Here is a 16,097-nt window from a genome sequence, read left to right on the forward strand (position 1 = left end):
CTCGGCCCTTACGCCGGCTGGTCTTCAGTCGCCGCAGCCTCTTCAGCAGGCTTGGCGAGATCGGCCTCGGTGATCCAGCCGGCCTTGACACGGGCCTGCATGATCATCGCTTCGGCGTCGTCACGGGAAATGTCGATGCCATCGAGCGCACCGGCGTGCTTGGTCGGCTCGCCACCTTCCTTGCGCTCGGTCCAGCCGACCAGATCGTCGGTGGCGCAGCCGGCGAGGTCGTCGACCGTCTTGATGTCGTTCTCGCCGAACTTCACCAGCATCTTCGAGGTCACGCCGGGCACGTCCTTGAGCGCGTCCTCGACGCCCAGCTCCTTACGCTTGGCCTCGATCTCGGCTTCCTGCTGCTCCAGATATTCGCGGGCGCGGTTCTGCAGCTCCTGCGCAGTCTCCTCGTCAAAGCCCTCGATTCCGGCGAGCTCCTTGACATCCACCATTGCGAGTTCCTCGACCGAGGTGAAGCCTTCGGACGCCAGCAGCTGGCCGACCACCTCGTCGACGTTGAGCGATTCCATGAAGACGCGGGTGGAGTTCTCGAAGTCGGCCTGGCGGCGCTCCGATTCCTCCTGCTCGGTCAGGATGTCGATGTCCCAGCCGGTGAGCTGCGAGGCCAGACGCACGTTCTGGCCGCGGCGGCCGATCGCCAGCGAGAGCTGGTTGTTGGTGTCGGGCACCACGACCTCGATGCGCTCGCGGTCCTCGTCGATGACGACCTTGGAGACTTCCGCCGGCGCCAGCGCGTTGACCACGAAGGTCGCGATATCGGGCGACCAGGGAATGATGTCGATCTTCTCGCCCTGCAGCTCGTTCACCACGGCCTGCACGCGCGAGCCGCGCATGCCGACGCAGGCGCCGACCGGATCGACCGAGGAATCGCGGGAAATCACGCCGATTTTCGCGCGCGAGCCGGGATCGCGGGCCACCGCCTTGATCTCGACGATCCCGTCATAGATCTCGGGAACTTCCTGCGCGAACAGTTTTGCCATGAACTGCGGATGGGTGCGGGAGAGGAAGATCTGGGGGCCTCTCGTCTCGCGGCGGACGTCGAAGATGTAGGCGCGGACGCGGTCGCCGTTGCGGAACACTTCGCGCGGCAGCATCTCGTCGCGGCGGATGATGGCTTCGCCACGGCCGAGATCGACGATTACGCTGCCATATTCGACGCGCTTGACGACGCCGTTGACGATGTCGCCGATGCGGTCCTTGAATTCCTGGTACTGCCGGTCGCGCTCGGCCTCGCGCACCTTCTGCACGATCACCTGCTTGGCCGATTGTGCGGCGATGCGGCCATATTCCAGCGGCGGCAGGGTGTCCGCGATGGTGTCGCCGACCTGGGCGCCGGGATTGGCGCGCTGCGCGTCCACCAGCGAGATCTGGTTGGAATGGTTTTCGACCTTGTCGACCACCAGCATGTGGCGCGACAGCCGCAGCTCGCCTTTCTTCGGGTCGATCTCGGCATGAACGTCAGTTTCGCTGCCGTAACGGGCCCGCGCCGCCTTGGCGATGGCGTCCTCCATCGCCGCGATGACGATGCCGCGGTCGATCGATTTCTCGCGTGCAACGGCATCGGCGATCTGAAGCAATTCAAGTCGGTTGGCGCTGACTGCCATGGCTAGTCTCCTTGGTCAGGCTCGATCTCGCCCCGCCGCGCGCGTTCGGCGGCCAGGCGATGTTTCTTCGTATTGGTCGGGGCCGGCTTCTTCTTCGGCTTGGTGTTCTTGGTGATCTTCGCACTGATCTCCGCGTGCGGTGCAGCCGGCGGCTCCAGTCCGAGATCCCTGCGCATCTTGCGCTCCTCGGCCTTGCCGCGGCGCATGGATTCCGCGATCAGCTCGTCGGTCAGCACCAGCCGTGCCTCGCCGATATCCTCCATGGTCAGGAGAACGTCGGCATCGTCGCCGGCCTTGGCATCGTCGCGATGCAGATGCACGCGGTCGCCTTCGACGGCACCGAGCGTGCCGCGGAAGCGCTTCCGCCCCTCATGCGCGACCGCCATCTCGATCTTCACCAGATGTCCGGAATAGCGCTCGAAATCGGAGCGGCGCACCAGCGGGCGGTCGATCCCCGGCGAGGAGATCTCCAGCCGGTAAGCGCGATCGATGGGATCGGCGACGTCGAGCACGGGTGACAATGCCCGCGAGATCGCCTCGCAATCCTCGATCTGCATCGAGCCGTCCGGCCGTTCGGCCATGATCTGCACGGTGCAGCCGGCCTCCCCGGAAATGCGGATCCGCACCAGACGGTAGCCCATACCCTGGAGCACGGGAGCAGCCACCGCGGACACCCGTGCCGCGACGCCCGGCTCGACCACGAGCCGCGGCTCGGCCAACAATTCGGCATCCGTGGAACCAGGGTTCGGCTCGGTCATGTCCAGGGTCGGGGCGCTCGATGGTTAAGGCTTGGTTACGACTTCAAAGCCCGTTTCGGAACTCTCCCGACAGCGCGTCGGGCCGCATCTTTCGCCAAGCCGCGTTCAGGTAATAAAAAAGAGCGGGTCCTTGCGGGCCCACTCTCACTACGCGGATCGTATGAGAAGATGAATTCGCGCTGATATAGCGCTTTCCGCCCGCCCGGACAAGGCCCATCGCAGCGGGAACGGGGCCTTTTTGCGCCGATCTGCGGACCCTGCGCAACGCTTCATTCATCAAGCAGGCCTAAATTCCCCGATCGTGGGGCGGCTTGAACCAAGGGCGCACCCGCGGCGTGCCCCGTTCGAGTTGCGTTTTCATGACCGTTGCCACGTCGCTCATTCCTGGATTGGACGATATCGTCAAACGCGGCGATCCGCGGCGACGCGGCGAGATCGCGCGGGCCATCGCCCAGTTGTTCCTCCAGGATGCGGAGAAGCTCCGCCCCGAGTTGATCGATCTCTTCGACAATCTCCTGATCGATCTGGTCCCGCATGCCGAGCTGGCCTCGCGCGTCGATCTGGCCGAGCGCTTTTCGCACCTGAACAACGCGCCGCCGCACCTGGTCAATCAGCTCGCGCGCGAAAACGAGATCATGGTGGCCGGTCCCGTACTGCGCCGCTCGCCCGTGCTCGACGACGCGGCTCTCGTGGAGATCGCGCGCCTGAAAGGCCAGGACCATCTGCTGGCGATGACGGAGCGCCCGGTCTTGTCTCCCGTCGTCACCGACGTGCTGGTCGAGCGCGGCGATCGCGACGTGGTGCGCCGCGCCGCAGGCAATTCCGGTGCGGTGTTCTCGCCGGGCAGCTATTCCGAGATGATCAAGCGCGCGGCGCAGGACGGTGTGCTGACGCTCAAGATCGGCCAGCGCAACGACCTCTCCGGCGAGCACCTGAAACAGCTTCTCGACGGGACGCTCGACGTCATCCGCCGCCGCCTCTCCAGCGTGGTCAATCCCGCGCGAAAGGCCGAGATCAAGCGTGCGATGGCGGCTATCGAGGAAGCCGCGCGCCCGCCGGGCCCGCGCCGCGATTTCTCGGGCGCGCAGCGCACGGTGCTCGCCTTGCATCGAGAGGGCCATCTCGGCGAAAGCGCGTTGCTCGGTTTCGCCAAGGCGCACAAATACGAGGAATCGATCGCCTCGCTCTCGGCGATGTCCGGCGTTCGCCTCTCGATCCTCGACCGTCTGATCGCGGGCGATCGCTACGATCCGCTTCTGATCCTGGGCCGCGTGCTCAATCTCGGCTGGCCCACGGTGCGCGCGCTCATCCTGCTCTGGTACGGTCCGCAACGCACGCCCGCCGATGCCGACATCGAGGCCGCGCGCGTGAACTTCACGCGCTTGATGCCGACGACCGCCGAACGCGTCGTGAATTTCTGGCGCAACCGGCAGACGATTTAAAGAACAGGCTTTGTCGTCATGGCCGGGACAAGCCCGGGCATCACGATTGCGGGTGGATCGCGCCAAAAAATCACACCCGCCTGAACCGCAGATAAGCCGCCTTACGTCCCTCCCGCGCGGCCTTCCGGCCGTAGCGCGTCATGGTGTAGCCCGGCCAAGGCTGCCGGAAATCATCGGCGCGTTCGGCGAGCCAGACGAAGTCCTGCGAGCGCGCAAGATGCGACAGCGTCCAGGCGCAGTAATCGTCGATGTCACAGACGAAGCGGAACTCGCCGCCGCTTCGGAGCACGCGTGCCATCGCGGCGATCGTCCGGTCCTGGACGAAGCGCCGCTTCCAGTGTCGCCGCTTCGGCCAGGGATCGGGATGGATCAGGTCGATCCGCGCCAGCGAGCCCTTTGGCAGCCAGGCCAGGAGCTCGGCGGCATCGCCCGCGAACAGGCGGATATTGCCGATGTTGGCGGCCTCGATCTGCGCGAGGATCTTCGCCATGCCGTTGACATAGGGCTCGCAGCCGATGAAGCCGGTGGTCGGGAAGGACGTCGCCTCGGCCGCAAGATGCTCACCGCCGCCGAAGCCGATCTCGAGCCTGACCTCTTGGGCCGCGGGATCGAAGATGTCGCGCGCATCCGCCGGCGCCTCACCGTCGATATCGAGCGCAAGATGCGGCAGCAGTTGCTCGATCAACCCGGCCTGGTGCTGCCGGAGCTTGTGGCCCTTGCGGCGCCCGAAGAAGGCGCGCTCGCTGTCGTCGCGATCGGGGTCTGATTTGCGTTCGCTCATCGTAGCGTCTGATACAGGCGATGGAGCAGCCGCGCGCGCGGCGCGAGCGACGAGACATAAAGCTGCTCATAATGGGTGTGCGCGCCCTTGCCGTCGACGCCGAGCCCGTCGAGCGTGGCGGTGTGTGCGGCGGTGAAATTGCCGTCCGAGCCGCCGCCTGTGTGCGTGTCGATCAGCTCGAAGCCGATCTCCGTGGCGAGCGTCTTCGCATGCTCGTACAGCGAGGCGCCTGCATTGCTCTTCTCGTAAGGCGGACGATTGAGCTCGCCGGTGACCGTGACGGTGACACCGTCCGTCTTCGATGTCAGCCCGAGAATCCTGCCGACGAACTCGTCTGCGTCCTTGAGGCTCACCACGCGCAGATCGACTTCGGCATAGGCCTCCTCCGGCGTGACGTTGGGACGCGTGCCGCCACGCACCACGCCGACATTGACGGTGACGCCGCGTTCGAGATCATTCATCCCTTCGAGCGCCAGGATGATGTTGGCGAGCTCGCGGACGGCGCTGCGGCCGTCTTCCGGCCGGGAGCCGGCATGCGCCGGCACGCCTTTGACGAACACCCGGAAGCGTCCGACGCCCTTGCGCCCGGTGACGATCTTGCCGCCGTCGCGCGCCGGCTCCGTCACCAGCACATATTTGGCCTTGCGCCCTTCCTTCTCAATCAGCGCGCGCGAGGTCGGGCTGCCGATCTCCTCGTCGGAGGTGAACAGGTGCGTGATGCCGAGCGGCGAGCGATCGCCCATTGCGCACAACGCGCCAAACGCGTGATGGGCGATGTAGGCGCCGCCCTTCATGTCGTAGATGCCAGGACCATACGCGACGTCGCCTTCGACCTTGAACGGCAGCCGCTCGATGAATCCGAGAGGATGAACGGTATCGAGGTGGCTCAGCACAAGGATGCCCGGCCGGTCCTGGCCCCAATTCGTGCGCGTCACGAGATGATCGCCGCAGCCATCGACGCCGGCGATGCGCTCGAGCGTGACGGGCAGGTCGCGGTATTGCTCTGCAACCAGAGAGACCAGCTTGTTGACCTGTTCAGGCGCTTCCGTCGGCGTCTCGATTTCCACCCAGCGGCGGATGCCATCGAGGATGGTTTGGGAATCGAACCAATTGGATCCGGTCATGGACGCATCTGTGCCTTTGAATCGCATCATCGAAGCGGGCGCGCGTCAAAGCGCGGTCCCGAATGACGACATAGGCCAGATTTGACGCGGTCTCAAATCGCCATGGAAACGGCGCTTCAGCGCTTGTCGGGGCCTTCGCGAGCCGCAATCTGCTCGACGAGATCCACGATGGAGCGTCGCATCTTCGAATCGGTGATTCGCGTGAACGCCTTGGTCAAGGCGAGCCCTTCGGAGGTCGCGAGAAAGTCCGAGACGTAAGAGGGCGAGGCGCCTTCGCTGAAGCCATCCGGACCCGGCACGCCGCTCGGGCCGCCTTCGAACAGGAAGGACACCGGCACCTGGAGAATCTCGGCGATCTGCTGGATACGGCTCGCGCCGACCCGGTTGGTGCCCTTCTCGTATTTCTGGACCTGCTGGAAAGTCAGGCCCAAAGCTTCACCGAGCTTCTCCTGGCTCATGCCCAACATGATGCGGCGCATGCGCACGCGACTGCCGACATATTTGTCAACAGGGTTGGGCGCTTTCGACATTTCCTCAGCCCTCCAAACATCACCTTCGGCGCAATCATCAAGCATGCCTCGGGTGCAGCATCCGTCAAAACCAAACCCTCTTATTGGGAAACATTGCGGAGAAATTTAGCAACGCACCGCTGTCTTTCGCAGCCGGTGCAGAATGGGGAGCCCGCGTGCAGTCTGTCAACCGTGGGACTACGGTTGTCAAAGGTTTCCGGCCACGCCCATGAGAGGCAATCAGGGATGTCGTTTGGCGACGCGGCGGCGGACGGCCACAATCACGGCGAGCGCGACGAGCATGATTGCTGGTACATCACCCACCCGTGCATAGACGGTCGGCGCGATCGCGGCCGGCAGGTTTGCATCCAGAATGCCTTCGAGGCCGAGGCCGAGGCTCGCGACCGTGCGTCCGACCGGATCGATCACTGCGGAGATGCCGGTATTGGCGGAGCGGACCAGCGGCAATCCGAGCTCGATCGCGCGCATCCGCGACTGCTCCAGATGCTGATAAGGGCCCGTCGAGATGCCGAACCAGCCGTCGTTGGTGAGGTTCACGATCCAGCCCGGACGCTCGTTGCGTCCAGCCACTTCGCCAGGAAAGATGGCTTCGTAGCAGATCAGCGGCAGTGCCGGCTGTACGCCGGGGACCGGCAGCACGTGCCGCACGCTGCCGGCGATGAAGCCGCCGCGCACACGCGTCAGCTGCTCGAACCCGAGCTTCTCCATCAACGCCTGGTAGGGGAGAAATTCTCCGAACGGCACCAAATGCACCTTGTCGTACACAGCGAGCACGCTGCCGTCGTGATCGATCACGTAGATCGAGTTATAGGCGCGCGTGATCGGCGTGCCCCGCGGCAGGTCGGGCGCGCGGACCGACCCCGTGATCAGCACGGTGCCCTTGGGCAGGAGCTCGGCGATTTGCGCCATCGCATCGGCTTCGCGGGTCAGGAAGAACGGAAACGCGGATTCCGGCCAGATCAGGATGGTGGCATCGCGCACGCCGGTCGATTGCGGGCCGGAGGCGCGGTCCGACAGCGCAAGGTACTTCTTCATCACCTCCGCCTTCGCGGCGTAGTTGAATTTTGCGTCCTGCTGGAGGTTCGGCTGCATCAGGCGCAGCTTGGCGGCTGAGACCACCGTGGTCGGATGCAGCGTCAGGCGGATTGCGCCGAAGATGCTCATGACGATCAGAAGCGCGACGGCCGCCGCCGGCACGCGCCACGGCAGGCGGCGATCGGGCGTGCGGTCGATCAGCGTCGCTGGGCTCGCGAAGATCGCAACCGTCAGGAACGTCATGCCCCACAGGCCGATCAGCGACGCCGTCTGGGCCAGCGGCAGCGGCTCGGACAGCGCGTAGCCGAACGCGTTCCAGGGAAAGCCGGTCAGTGCGTGACCGCGCAGCCATTCGCTCATGGTCAGGCTCGCCGCGAGCGCAAGCACGCGCGTGGCGTTCTGGGTCCAGAGCAGGCGCGCCAGCGCAAAGCCCAACGCCGTGAAGATCGACAGATAGGCCGGCAGGCCGAGCACGGCGAACGGCGTCAGCCAGGCGAACACGTCGGCGTCGACGAAGAAGGCGTAGCCGATCCAGTAGAGGCCGGGCACGAAATAGCCGAGCCCGAACCAGTAGCCGGTCAACGCGGCGGCGGGGATGCCGCCATATCGGCCGGCCCCGGCGCCGTCGATCAGCCAGACCAGCACCGGGAAGGTGACGAACAGCACCGGGAAGAGGTTGAACGGCGCCAGTGCCAGCACCGACAGCGCCCCGGCCGCCATGGCGATGACGGCACGCTGCCATCCCCAGGTGAGGATGATGGCAAGCGCAATCTGCCGAAGTCGCTGCGATGGACTCACTGCGGGCCAGCCCCGTCGCTCGGTGGCGGCGTGGGCGTGTCGCTGGCCGGCTGTTGTCCGCTCTCCGGCGTCGCTTCACGGCGCCGGCTCTCGCGCTGGGTGCGGGGTGCGGGGCGCTCCTTCCGCGTCGAGATGCGCAGCCGCTTGACACGGCGCGGATCGGCATCGAGCACCTCGATCTCGTAAGTGCCGGGACCCGAGATCACCTCGCCGCGCACCGGCAGGCGCCCGACGAAGCTGACGAGATAGCCGCCCAACGTCTCCACCTCTTCGCCGGCTTCGCCGGTGACGAAGTCCTCGCCGATCACCGAGCGGACGTCGTCGAGGCTGGCGCGGGCGTCGGCGATGAAGGCGTTGTCGGGCAGGCGCACGATCGAGGGCGGCTCGTCGCTGTCGTGCTCGTCGTCGATCTCGCCGACGATCTGCTCGACGATGTCCTCGATCGAGACCAACCCGTCGCTGCCGCCATATTCGTCGACGACCAGCGCCAGATGGATGCGCGTGGCCTGCATCTGCGCGAGCAGGTCGATCGCCCGCATCGACGGCGGCACGTAGAGCAGCTTGCGGATGATGTTCGCATCATGAAGCGGCAGCGCGAGATCGACGGCGCGCAGGTCGAGCCCGGCCGGCAGCGGCTTTTTGCGCTTGGTCTTGGTGGTTTCCGACACGCGGGCGCGGGCCGTCATGAAGGCGAGCAGGTCGCGGATGTGGACGATGCCGACGGGATCGTCGAGCGTCTCGTTGAAGACAACGAGGCGGGAATGACCGGCGCTCTCGAAGCGGTCCATCAATTCGCCGAGTGGGATGTCGCGCTTCACTGCGACGATATCGGCGCGATGCACCATGACGTCCGCGATACGGCGCTCGTGCAGGCCGAGGATGTTGCGCAGCATGGTGCGCTCGACGGCCGAGAAGCCGGTGTCGTCGGGCGTCGTCGCGTCGAGCACGACCCGGAGGTCGTCGCGGACCGATCCCGCCTTCCAGCCGAACAGCGTCCGGATCGCGCGCAGCAGCCAGCTGTCGGCCGCCGGGCGCATCACCTCGCCTTGTGTCACCACGGCCGGCAAATTGGCCGTGTTGCGCGGATTGTCCTGGATCGGATCGGAATCCGGCATCTCAATGCGTCCCCGGGCGGTCGGCATAGGGATCGGGGATCCCGAGATGAGCGAGGATCTCACGTTCGAGTGCTTCCATCTCCTCGGCGTCGCCGTCGTTCTCGTGATCGTAGCCGATCAGGTGCAGGAATCCGTGCACGGCGAGATGGCTCAAATGGTGATCGAACGGTTTTTGTTCCTCGTCGGCCTCGCGCCGCATGGTCTCGTAGGCAATCGCGATGTCGCCGAGCATGCGCGGCGCATCGCCCGGCTTCCACCCGCTCTCCGGCTGGAGCGCGGGGAACGACAGCACGTTGGTCGGCTTGTCGATGCCGCGCCAGTTGCTGTTGAGGGTGCGGATGCCGGCGTCATCGGTCAGCATCACAGCCACCTCCGCGTCGGCAACGTCTTCCTCGACGCTCTCGGCGGCGGCCGCCACCGCGCGCTGGATCACGGCTTCGGAATGAGGCTCGCGCTGCCAGCAATCGGCGACGACGAGGACCTCGGTCATGGGCAGGTTGGAATGGGACATTGTGTTGTCTGGGACGAAAGGCGCCGTGCTCGCGCCTCTGGGGTCCGGTGCTGCCTCGTCAGGATTGACCTTTGGCCGGCCGCTGCGGCGGCCCTTCATAGGCGGCGACGATCCGCGCCACGAGTTCGTGGCGGATCACGTCCTCGGCCTTGAAATGAACCTGGGCGATGCCCTCGACGCCGTTCAGGAGGCGGGTCGCCTCGGCCAGGCCCGAGGTCTGGCCGTTCGGCAGGTCGATCTGCGAGGGGTCGCCCGTCACGATCATGCGGCTGTTCTCGCCGAGACGCGTCAGGAACATCTTCATCTGCATGGACGTGGTGTTCTGGGCCTCGTCCAGGATGATGGCGGCGTTGGTGAGCGTGCGGCCGCGCATGAAGGCAAGCGGCGCGATCTCGATCTCGCCGGTCTGAAGCGCGCGCTCGACGATGCGTGCATCCATGAGGTCGTAGAGCGCATCGTAGATCGGCCGCAGATAAGGATCGACCTTCTCGCGGAGATCGCCGGGCAGGAAGCCGAGCCGCTCGCCGGCTTCCACCGCCGGACGCGACAGGATGATGCGATCGACCTCCTTGCGCTCGAACAGCTGCGCGGCATGGGCGACGGCGAGCCAGGTCTTGCCGGTGCCGGCGGGGCCGACGCCGAACACCAGCTCGTGCCGCTTCAGCGCGCGGATGTAGGAGTCCTGCGCGGCCGTGCGCGCGCGCACCGGGCGCTTGCGCAGGTTGATGCTGTCGAAGGTGGATTTGGCCGATTTGGCGTCGAACTCGAACAGCGAGCCCTGCGCGATCACCGCGCGGATCGCGCCTTCGACCTCGCCTTGGTCGAGATCCTGTCCCTTCACGGCCTGCGTGTAGAGCATCTCCAGCACGCGCCGCGCGGCGTCGCAGCCGTCGCGGCTGCCGCCAATGGTGATGTGATTGCCCTTGGAATCGACGACCACGCCGAGCCGCCGCTCGATCTGCGCCAGATGCTGGCCGTAGGGGCCGACCAGGGCGGAAGCGGCGCGGTTGTCGTCGAAATCGATGACGACCTGGGTCTCGGGCGGAACTTGCATGTCGCGGTCAAATTTGCGGCTGGGAGCGAACGAAGACGAATCCGATGCGCTTTTGGGCAAGGGTTCAGGCTCCAATGGCTTGCGATAAAGCGGGCTCGCGCGCGTTGCGCGGCGTCACGAGGTCGCCGAGAAAGCTGTAGCGTTCGAGGCTGTCGATGCGGACCGGCAGGATTTGTCCGATGATGTGGGGCGAGGCCATCACATGGGCGGGCTGGAGGTACGCTGTGCGGCCGACGATCTGGCCCTCCTTGCGCGCCGGACGCTCGAACAGCACATCGACCGTTGAGCCAATCAAAGCCTTGTTGAAGGCCGATTGCTGGCTGTCGATCAGTTCCTGGAGCCGCTCCAATCGCTGGTCCATCTCGGCGGGGGACACCGTCTCCTGCATATCCGCGGCCGGCGTTCCCGGCCGGGCGGAGTATTTGAACGAATAAGCCGCAGCGTAGCCGATTTGCGTGACAAGCGCGAGGGTGGCGAGAAAATCTTGCTCGCTCTCGCCGGGGAAGCCGACGATAAAATCTGATGAAAAAGCAATATCTTGGCGGGCGGTGCGGAAACGGTCAATGACGCGCCGGTAATCATCGGCGGAATGTTTGCGGTTCATGGCCGCCAGAATGCGATCCGAGCCCGATTGCACCGGCAGGTGCACGAAGGGCATCAGGGCACCGAGATCGCGATGGGCTGCAATAAGGCTGTCGTCGACGTCGCGGGGATGGCTGGTCGAATAGCGCAGCCGCGCGATGCCGGGAATCTTGGCCAGGCGCTCGAGCAGCCGGCCGAGCGGCCAGGTTTTTCCATCCGGCCCGTCGCCGTGATAGGCGTTGACGTTCTGCCCGATCAGCGTGAGCTCGCGCACGCCGTTATCGGCGAGCCGCTTCACGTCGTCGACGATCTTCGCCACCGGGCGCGAGACTTCGGCGCCGCGCGTGTAAGGCACGACGCAGAAGGTGCAGAACTTGTCGCAGCCTTCCTGCACCGTCACGAACGCGGAAATGCCGCGCGCGCGGATCGCATCGGGCTTCGGCTGGGCCAGGAAGCCGAACTTGTCCGCGGCGGGAAATTCGGTCTCGATCGCGCGGCCTTCGTCGCCGGCGCGTTTCAAGAGCTCAGGCAGATGATGGTAGCTCTGCGGTCCCACCACGACATCGACGACGGGCGCGCGGCGCACGATCTCCTCGCCCTCGGCCTGCGCCACGCAGCCCGCCACCGCGATTTTCATCGCGCGGCCTGCACGCGCGGCCTCGTCCTTGGCGACGCGCAGACGGCCAAGCTCGGAATAGACCTTCTCCGAGGCCTTCTCGCGGATATGGCAGGTGTTGAGGATGACGAGGTCGGCATCTTCCGCGCTCGCCGTCTCCACGAATCCTTCCGGAGCCAGCGTGTCCACCATGCGCTGGGCATCGTAGACATTCATCTGGCAACCATATGATTTGATGTGCAGCTTGCGCGGCGGCGTCATGGAACCCGAAAATGGAGGAGGAGGACGGCCCTCAGATATAGGCTGGAGGGGCGAAAATCCAGCGATTGGGGTCTTGGTCCCGTCATTCCGGGGTGCGACGCAGTCGCGAACCCGGAATCCAGAGGTTTTACTGCGAGATTCCGGGTTCACGCGCGTCGCGCGTGCCCCGGAATGACAGTCCGGGGCAACATCAGCCCGCCACGGCGTCCGCCGCGACCCGCCGGACCAGCTCGGGCAGCTGATGCATGTCGGCAAAGGTCAGGTCGGCGCCAGCCTGGCGCAGGGTCTCGGCGTGGCCGTTGCCGCAATGGCTGCCGCCGCAGAAGCCGAACACGGTCATCCCCGCCGCCTGGGCGCCGGCGATGCCGGCCAGGCTGTCCTCGATCACGACGCAGCGCTCGGGCGGCACGCCCATTTGGCTCGCCGCGAACAGGAACAGGTCCGGCGCCGGCTTGCCGTTCTTCACCTGCGAGGCCGAGAAGATGTTCGGCGCGAGGCGCTCGTACAGCCCGGTGCTCCCGAGGCTCACGCGCATGCGCGGATGCGAGCCGCTGGAGGCGACACAGACGGCCTGCGTGACGACATCCAGCACGTCGTGGATGCCGCGGATCGCTTCGAGGTCGGCTTCGAATGCGCGAAACAGCTCGTCCTGGAGATCTCCGTGATAGGCCTCGGGCAGCTTGCGCCCGAGCTCGGTCTCGATCTCCAGATTGGCCTGTTTTGTCGAGCGGCCGAGGAAGCGCGCGAACACCTGCTCCGACGTGATCGGATAGCCGTGCCGCGTCAGCACGTCCGCATGCGCCCGGCAGGAGATCACCTCGCTGTCCACCAGCACGCCGTCGCAATCGAAGATGATGAGATCTATCGGCACTAAACTCAATTCGTCGGCTTGTCGTCGTCGAGCGGGACGCAATAGAGCTCGAGCCGGTGGTCGACCAGCCGATAACCGAGCTTGCGGGCGATCTCCGCCTGCAGCTTCTCGATCTCCTCCGAGGTGAACTCGATCACCTTGCCGTCGCGCAGATTGATGAGGTGGTCGTGATGGCTGTCGCGCATCTGCTCGTAGCGCGCGCGACCCTCGCGGAAATCGTGGCGTTCGATGATGCCGGCATCCTCGAACAGTTTCACGGTGCGATAGACCGTCGAGATCGAGATCTTGTCATCGACCGCGACGCAGCGCCGGTACAGTTCCTCGACATCGGGATGATCGATCGCTTCCGCGAGCACGCGGGCGATGACACGGCGCTGCTCGGTCATGCGCATGCCCGTTGCGGCGCAGCGCGCCTCGATATCGGACGCCTTGGATGCAGAAGAATGTTTCAGTGTGGTCATAGCGTTGTCTGCCTGGCGGGCGCTTTCTGCCACCGATGTTACGACAAGTCACGTCGCATCAGAAGGGCGTTCAATTGTTCCCCGTTGGGCTGCTTATAGTAGCGATCGCGGCGCCCGACCACCACGAATCCGGTCCGATCGTAGAGCCGCCGCGCCGGCTGGTTATTTTCCTCCACCTCGAGAAATATCGTGCGCACGCCGCGCCCGGCGAGGTGGCCGAGATGGGTCATCAGCAGCGTGCGGGAGAGGCCGCGGCCGCGATAAGCCCCGTCCACCGCAATCGAGAGAATTTCCGCCTCGTCGGCGCCGATCCGCGACACCGCAAAGCCGATCGTCTTGTGGCCGAGACGCAAGCGATGCACCAGCGTGTTGCGCTCGCTGATCATGCTCTCGAACTCGCCCTCGCCCCAGCCGCGCGCGAAGGAGGCGCCGTGCAGCTGCGCGAGCCGCGCGGCATCGCGCAAGGTCGCGGGCTCGACGACGGCACCGCCGCCGCGCCACCACTCCGACAGCCATCCCATCATGAGGTTGCGGCTTGCGCTGCGAGCGGCTTCTGTGCTGCCGGCTTTGCATCGGGCGCCTTCAGATAGAACGGCCGCGCAGGATTGGTGTCGGGATTGGCCGCCGCACCGAGCCAGGCGATCCAGCCGATATCGGGCGCGGGCTGCGCGTCGACTGCAACAGGTTGCGGTCCATCCTTCGGCCAGCGATCGGCGAGGATCTTTGCGGCGTTGCCGACCAGATGCGGCGCGCCGAATTGCGAGGCCGCGATCGCCTCGTCGATGCTGGCGACCTTAGGTCGCACCAGCTGCCTGCCGTCGCCGGCGACAATCTGGAAATAGACGTGATCGTGCCGCGCATCGATTGCGGAGAGCACGGGCGCCGCTCCGCTCTGGCCCACGACGGGGGCGGCATAGGCCGACAAGGTGGTCAGGCCGACGGCCGGCCGCTCGGCCGCGAGCGCAAGGCCGCGCGCCGCCGAAATGCCGACGCGCAGGCCCGTGAAGCTTCCGGGACCGACGGTGACGGCGATGCGATCGAGCGCGGTGAAGGCGAGATCGGCCGATTGCATCACCCGCGCGACCATCGGCATCAGAGCCTCGGCGTGGCCGCGCTTCATGAGCAGCTGCTCCTGTGCAAGGAGCTCGGCCGATTCGGTGTCGAGCACGGCCACGGAGCAGGCGTCGAGCGCAGTATCGATGGCGAGGATCAGCATGAAAAAGCAAATGGCGAGTGGCGAATGGCGAACAGTCTAGCCGATCGGAGTTCCATTCGCCATTCGCTACTCGCCATTCGCGCTCTAATCACATCGGCCGGACTTCGACCACGTCGGGCACGAAGTGCTTGAGCAGATTCTGGATGCCGTGCTGGAGCGTCGCCGTCGATGACGGGCAGCCGGAGCAGGCGCCCTTCATGTTGAGATAGACGATGCCGTCCTTGAAGCCGCGGAAGGTGATGTCGCCGCCGTCGTTGGCGACCGCCGGCCGCACCCGGGTCTCGATCAGGTCCTTGATCATGTCGACCGTCTCAGCGTCGGCCTCGTCGAAGAACTCGTCCTCGTCGTCGAGATCGGCGTCGCCTTGCGCCGTGCCGTCGGCAAGCAGCGGCGCGCCCGACATATAGTGCTCCATGATGGCACCCAGGATCGCGGGCTTGAGCTGCTGCCATTCACCGCTCGCCTTGGTCACGGTGATGAAGTCCGATCCGTAGAACACGCCGGTGACGCCGGGCACGTCGAACAGCTTTTCGGCGAGCGGCGAACGACCTGCGGCTTCGCGGCTCGAAAACTCCACGGGGCTGCCGTCGACCACGACGCGGCCGGGAATGAACTTCAGCGTGGCGGGATTGGGGGTGGCTTCGGTTTGAATGAACATGGTTCTCTCCAGACGTCGCCGGTTCAAGGCCGGCGCGTGCCTATCCCCTAGCAGATGGCGACGGGGAACGCACGATCAAGGGCAGGTGGGTTATTAGCACATAGAAATCAGTGAGTTGGCCCTCCCTGGAGGGTGAGCGGCAGCGCAGCTACGACAGCGAATCCACGCTTTGGTCGCTCAACGCGCCCGAGATGATGGTCACCGGCACCGGGAACGTGCCCAGCTCGTGCGTCAGCAGTGCAACCAGCGGCCCCGGCCCTTCCGCTCCGGGACTGGCGGCGAGCACCAGCATCGCGATGTCGGGGTCCTCATCGATCACCGCGAGCAGCTGTTCCATCGGTGCGCCCTCCCGGATCACCCGCTCCGGCGTGATTGCGGCGATGCCGTTGGCCCGGCCGGCGGCGCGGTCGAGCGCTGCCTCCGCCGATTCATGCGCCTCGGCGCGCATGATGTCGGCGACGCCAAGCCATTCCTGACTCTGCTGCTCGGGCTCGATGATGCGCAGCATCACCACGCCGCCGCCGGCGCGGATCGCCCAGCGGCTGGCATAATAGACCGCGCGATCCCATTCAGCGGTGTCGTCGACGACGACGAGGCATTTGGGCTTGTGACCCGGCTCGAAGCAAAGTCGCTTGCTGGTCATGCATGTCCCGGCGAGTGCATGG

General features: G+C 65.7%; 17 protein-coding genes. 1 reads left to right on the forward strand and 16 read right to left on the reverse strand.

The features are described from left to right. Positions 1 to 8 precede the first annotated feature (8 nt). Together nusA and rimP are read right to left on the reverse strand one after the other, a co-directional pair. Positions 9 to 1,619, reverse strand: a complete 1,611-nt coding sequence (gene nusA, locus EHH60_RS27120; protein WP_124162443.1) for a transcription termination factor NusA — start codon at positions 1,617 to 1,619, stop codon at positions 9 to 11. Between the two features lie 2 nt (positions 1,620 to 1,621). Beyond that, entirely contained in the window at positions 1,622 to 2,377 is a 756-nt protein-coding gene (gene rimP, locus EHH60_RS27125; protein WP_124162444.1) for a ribosome maturation factor RimP, read from the reverse strand. A 359-nt stretch (positions 2,378 to 2,736) separates the two neighbouring features. On the opposite strand from rimP, the gene EHH60_RS27130 reads away from it, so the two are divergent. Further along, positions 2,737 to 3,819, forward strand: a complete 1,083-nt coding sequence (locus EHH60_RS27130) for a DUF2336 domain-containing protein (RefSeq protein WP_124162445.1) — start codon at positions 2,737 to 2,739, stop codon at positions 3,817 to 3,819. Between the two features lie 70 nt (positions 3,820 to 3,889). Here the strand turns inward: EHH60_RS27130 and trmB are convergent, their stop codons facing one another. From trmB to EHH60_RS27200, 14 genes are all read right to left on the reverse strand, one after another. Next, the gene (gene trmB / locus EHH60_RS27135; RefSeq protein ID WP_124162446.1) at positions 3,890 to 4,600 is read right to left on the reverse strand and encodes a tRNA (guanosine(46)-N7)-methyltransferase TrmB; all 711 of its coding nucleotides are present in this window, start codon (positions 4,598 to 4,600) and stop codon (positions 3,890 to 3,892) included. Then, on the reverse strand, positions 4,597 to 5,754 hold the full coding sequence (locus EHH60_RS27140; RefSeq protein WP_124162447.1) for a M20 family metallopeptidase: 1,158 nt from the start codon (positions 5,752 to 5,754) through the stop codon (positions 4,597 to 4,599). The genes trmB and EHH60_RS27140 overlap by 4 nt, the downstream gene beginning before the upstream one ends. Positions 5,755 to 5,840: 86 nt before the next feature. Continuing rightward, on the reverse strand, positions 5,841 to 6,254 hold the full coding sequence (locus tag EHH60_RS27145; protein WP_007603895.1) for a helix-turn-helix domain-containing protein: 414 nt from the start codon (positions 6,252 to 6,254) through the stop codon (positions 5,841 to 5,843). A gap of 219 nt (positions 6,255 to 6,473) precedes the next feature. Beyond that, the gene (lnt, locus tag EHH60_RS27150; protein ID WP_124162448.1) at positions 6,474 to 8,087 is read right to left on the reverse strand and encodes an apolipoprotein N-acyltransferase; all 1,614 of its coding nucleotides are present in this window, start codon (positions 8,085 to 8,087) and stop codon (positions 6,474 to 6,476) included. Then, positions 8,084 to 9,202, reverse strand: coding sequence for a hemolysin family protein (locus tag EHH60_RS27155; protein WP_245454603.1), 1,119 nt, complete (start codon positions 9,200 to 9,202; stop codon positions 8,084 to 8,086). The genes lnt and EHH60_RS27155 overlap by 4 nt, the downstream gene beginning before the upstream one ends. A 1-nt stretch (position 9,203) precedes the next feature. After that, a complete protein-coding gene (gene ybeY, locus EHH60_RS27160) occupies positions 9,204 to 9,713 on the reverse strand; it encodes an rRNA maturation RNase YbeY (RefSeq protein ID WP_124162450.1) in 510 nt (169 codons plus the stop codon). A gap of 58 nt (positions 9,714 to 9,771) precedes the next feature. Continuing rightward, a complete protein-coding gene (locus EHH60_RS27165; protein ID WP_124162451.1) occupies positions 9,772 to 10,767 on the reverse strand; it encodes a PhoH family protein in 996 nt (331 codons plus the stop codon). 64 nt (positions 10,768 to 10,831) lie between these two features. Continuing rightward, positions 10,832 to 12,226, reverse strand: coding sequence for a tRNA (N6-isopentenyl adenosine(37)-C2)-methylthiotransferase MiaB (miaB, locus tag EHH60_RS27170; RefSeq protein ID WP_124162452.1), 1,395 nt, complete (start codon positions 12,224 to 12,226; stop codon positions 10,832 to 10,834). A 190-nt stretch (positions 12,227 to 12,416) separates the two neighbouring features. Next, entirely contained in the window at positions 12,417 to 13,097 is a 681-nt protein-coding gene (locus EHH60_RS27175; protein WP_124162453.1) for an HAD family hydrolase, read from the reverse strand. Between the two features lie 5 nt (positions 13,098 to 13,102). Beyond that, complete coding sequence (locus EHH60_RS27180; RefSeq protein ID WP_124162454.1) at positions 13,103 to 13,558, reverse strand: Fur family transcriptional regulator; 456 nt, start codon at positions 13,556 to 13,558, stop codon at positions 13,103 to 13,105. Positions 13,559 to 13,596: 38 nt separating this feature from the next. Beyond that, a complete protein-coding gene (rimI, locus tag EHH60_RS27185) occupies positions 13,597 to 14,082 on the reverse strand; it encodes a ribosomal protein S18-alanine N-acetyltransferase (RefSeq protein WP_124162455.1) in 486 nt (161 codons plus the stop codon). After that, positions 14,079 to 14,774, reverse strand: a complete 696-nt coding sequence (tsaB, locus tag EHH60_RS27190; RefSeq protein WP_124162456.1) for a tRNA (adenosine(37)-N6)-threonylcarbamoyltransferase complex dimerization subunit type 1 TsaB — start codon at positions 14,772 to 14,774, stop codon at positions 14,079 to 14,081. Before tsaB ends, rimI begins: the two co-directional genes overlap by 4 nt. Positions 14,775 to 14,862: 88 nt before the next feature. Continuing rightward, positions 14,863 to 15,432, reverse strand: coding sequence for a NifU family protein (locus EHH60_RS27195; RefSeq protein ID WP_124162457.1), 570 nt, complete (start codon positions 15,430 to 15,432; stop codon positions 14,863 to 14,865). A gap of 148 nt (positions 15,433 to 15,580) precedes the next feature. Further along, positions 15,581 to 16,075, reverse strand: a complete 495-nt coding sequence (locus tag EHH60_RS27200; RefSeq protein ID WP_124162458.1) for a universal stress protein — start codon at positions 16,073 to 16,075, stop codon at positions 15,581 to 15,583. Positions 16,076 to 16,097: the final 22 nt, after the last annotated feature.

The organism is Bradyrhizobium sp. RP6 (assembly GCF_003837805.1).
Classification (GTDB): Bacteria; Pseudomonadota; Alphaproteobacteria; order Rhizobiales; family Xanthobacteraceae; genus Bradyrhizobium.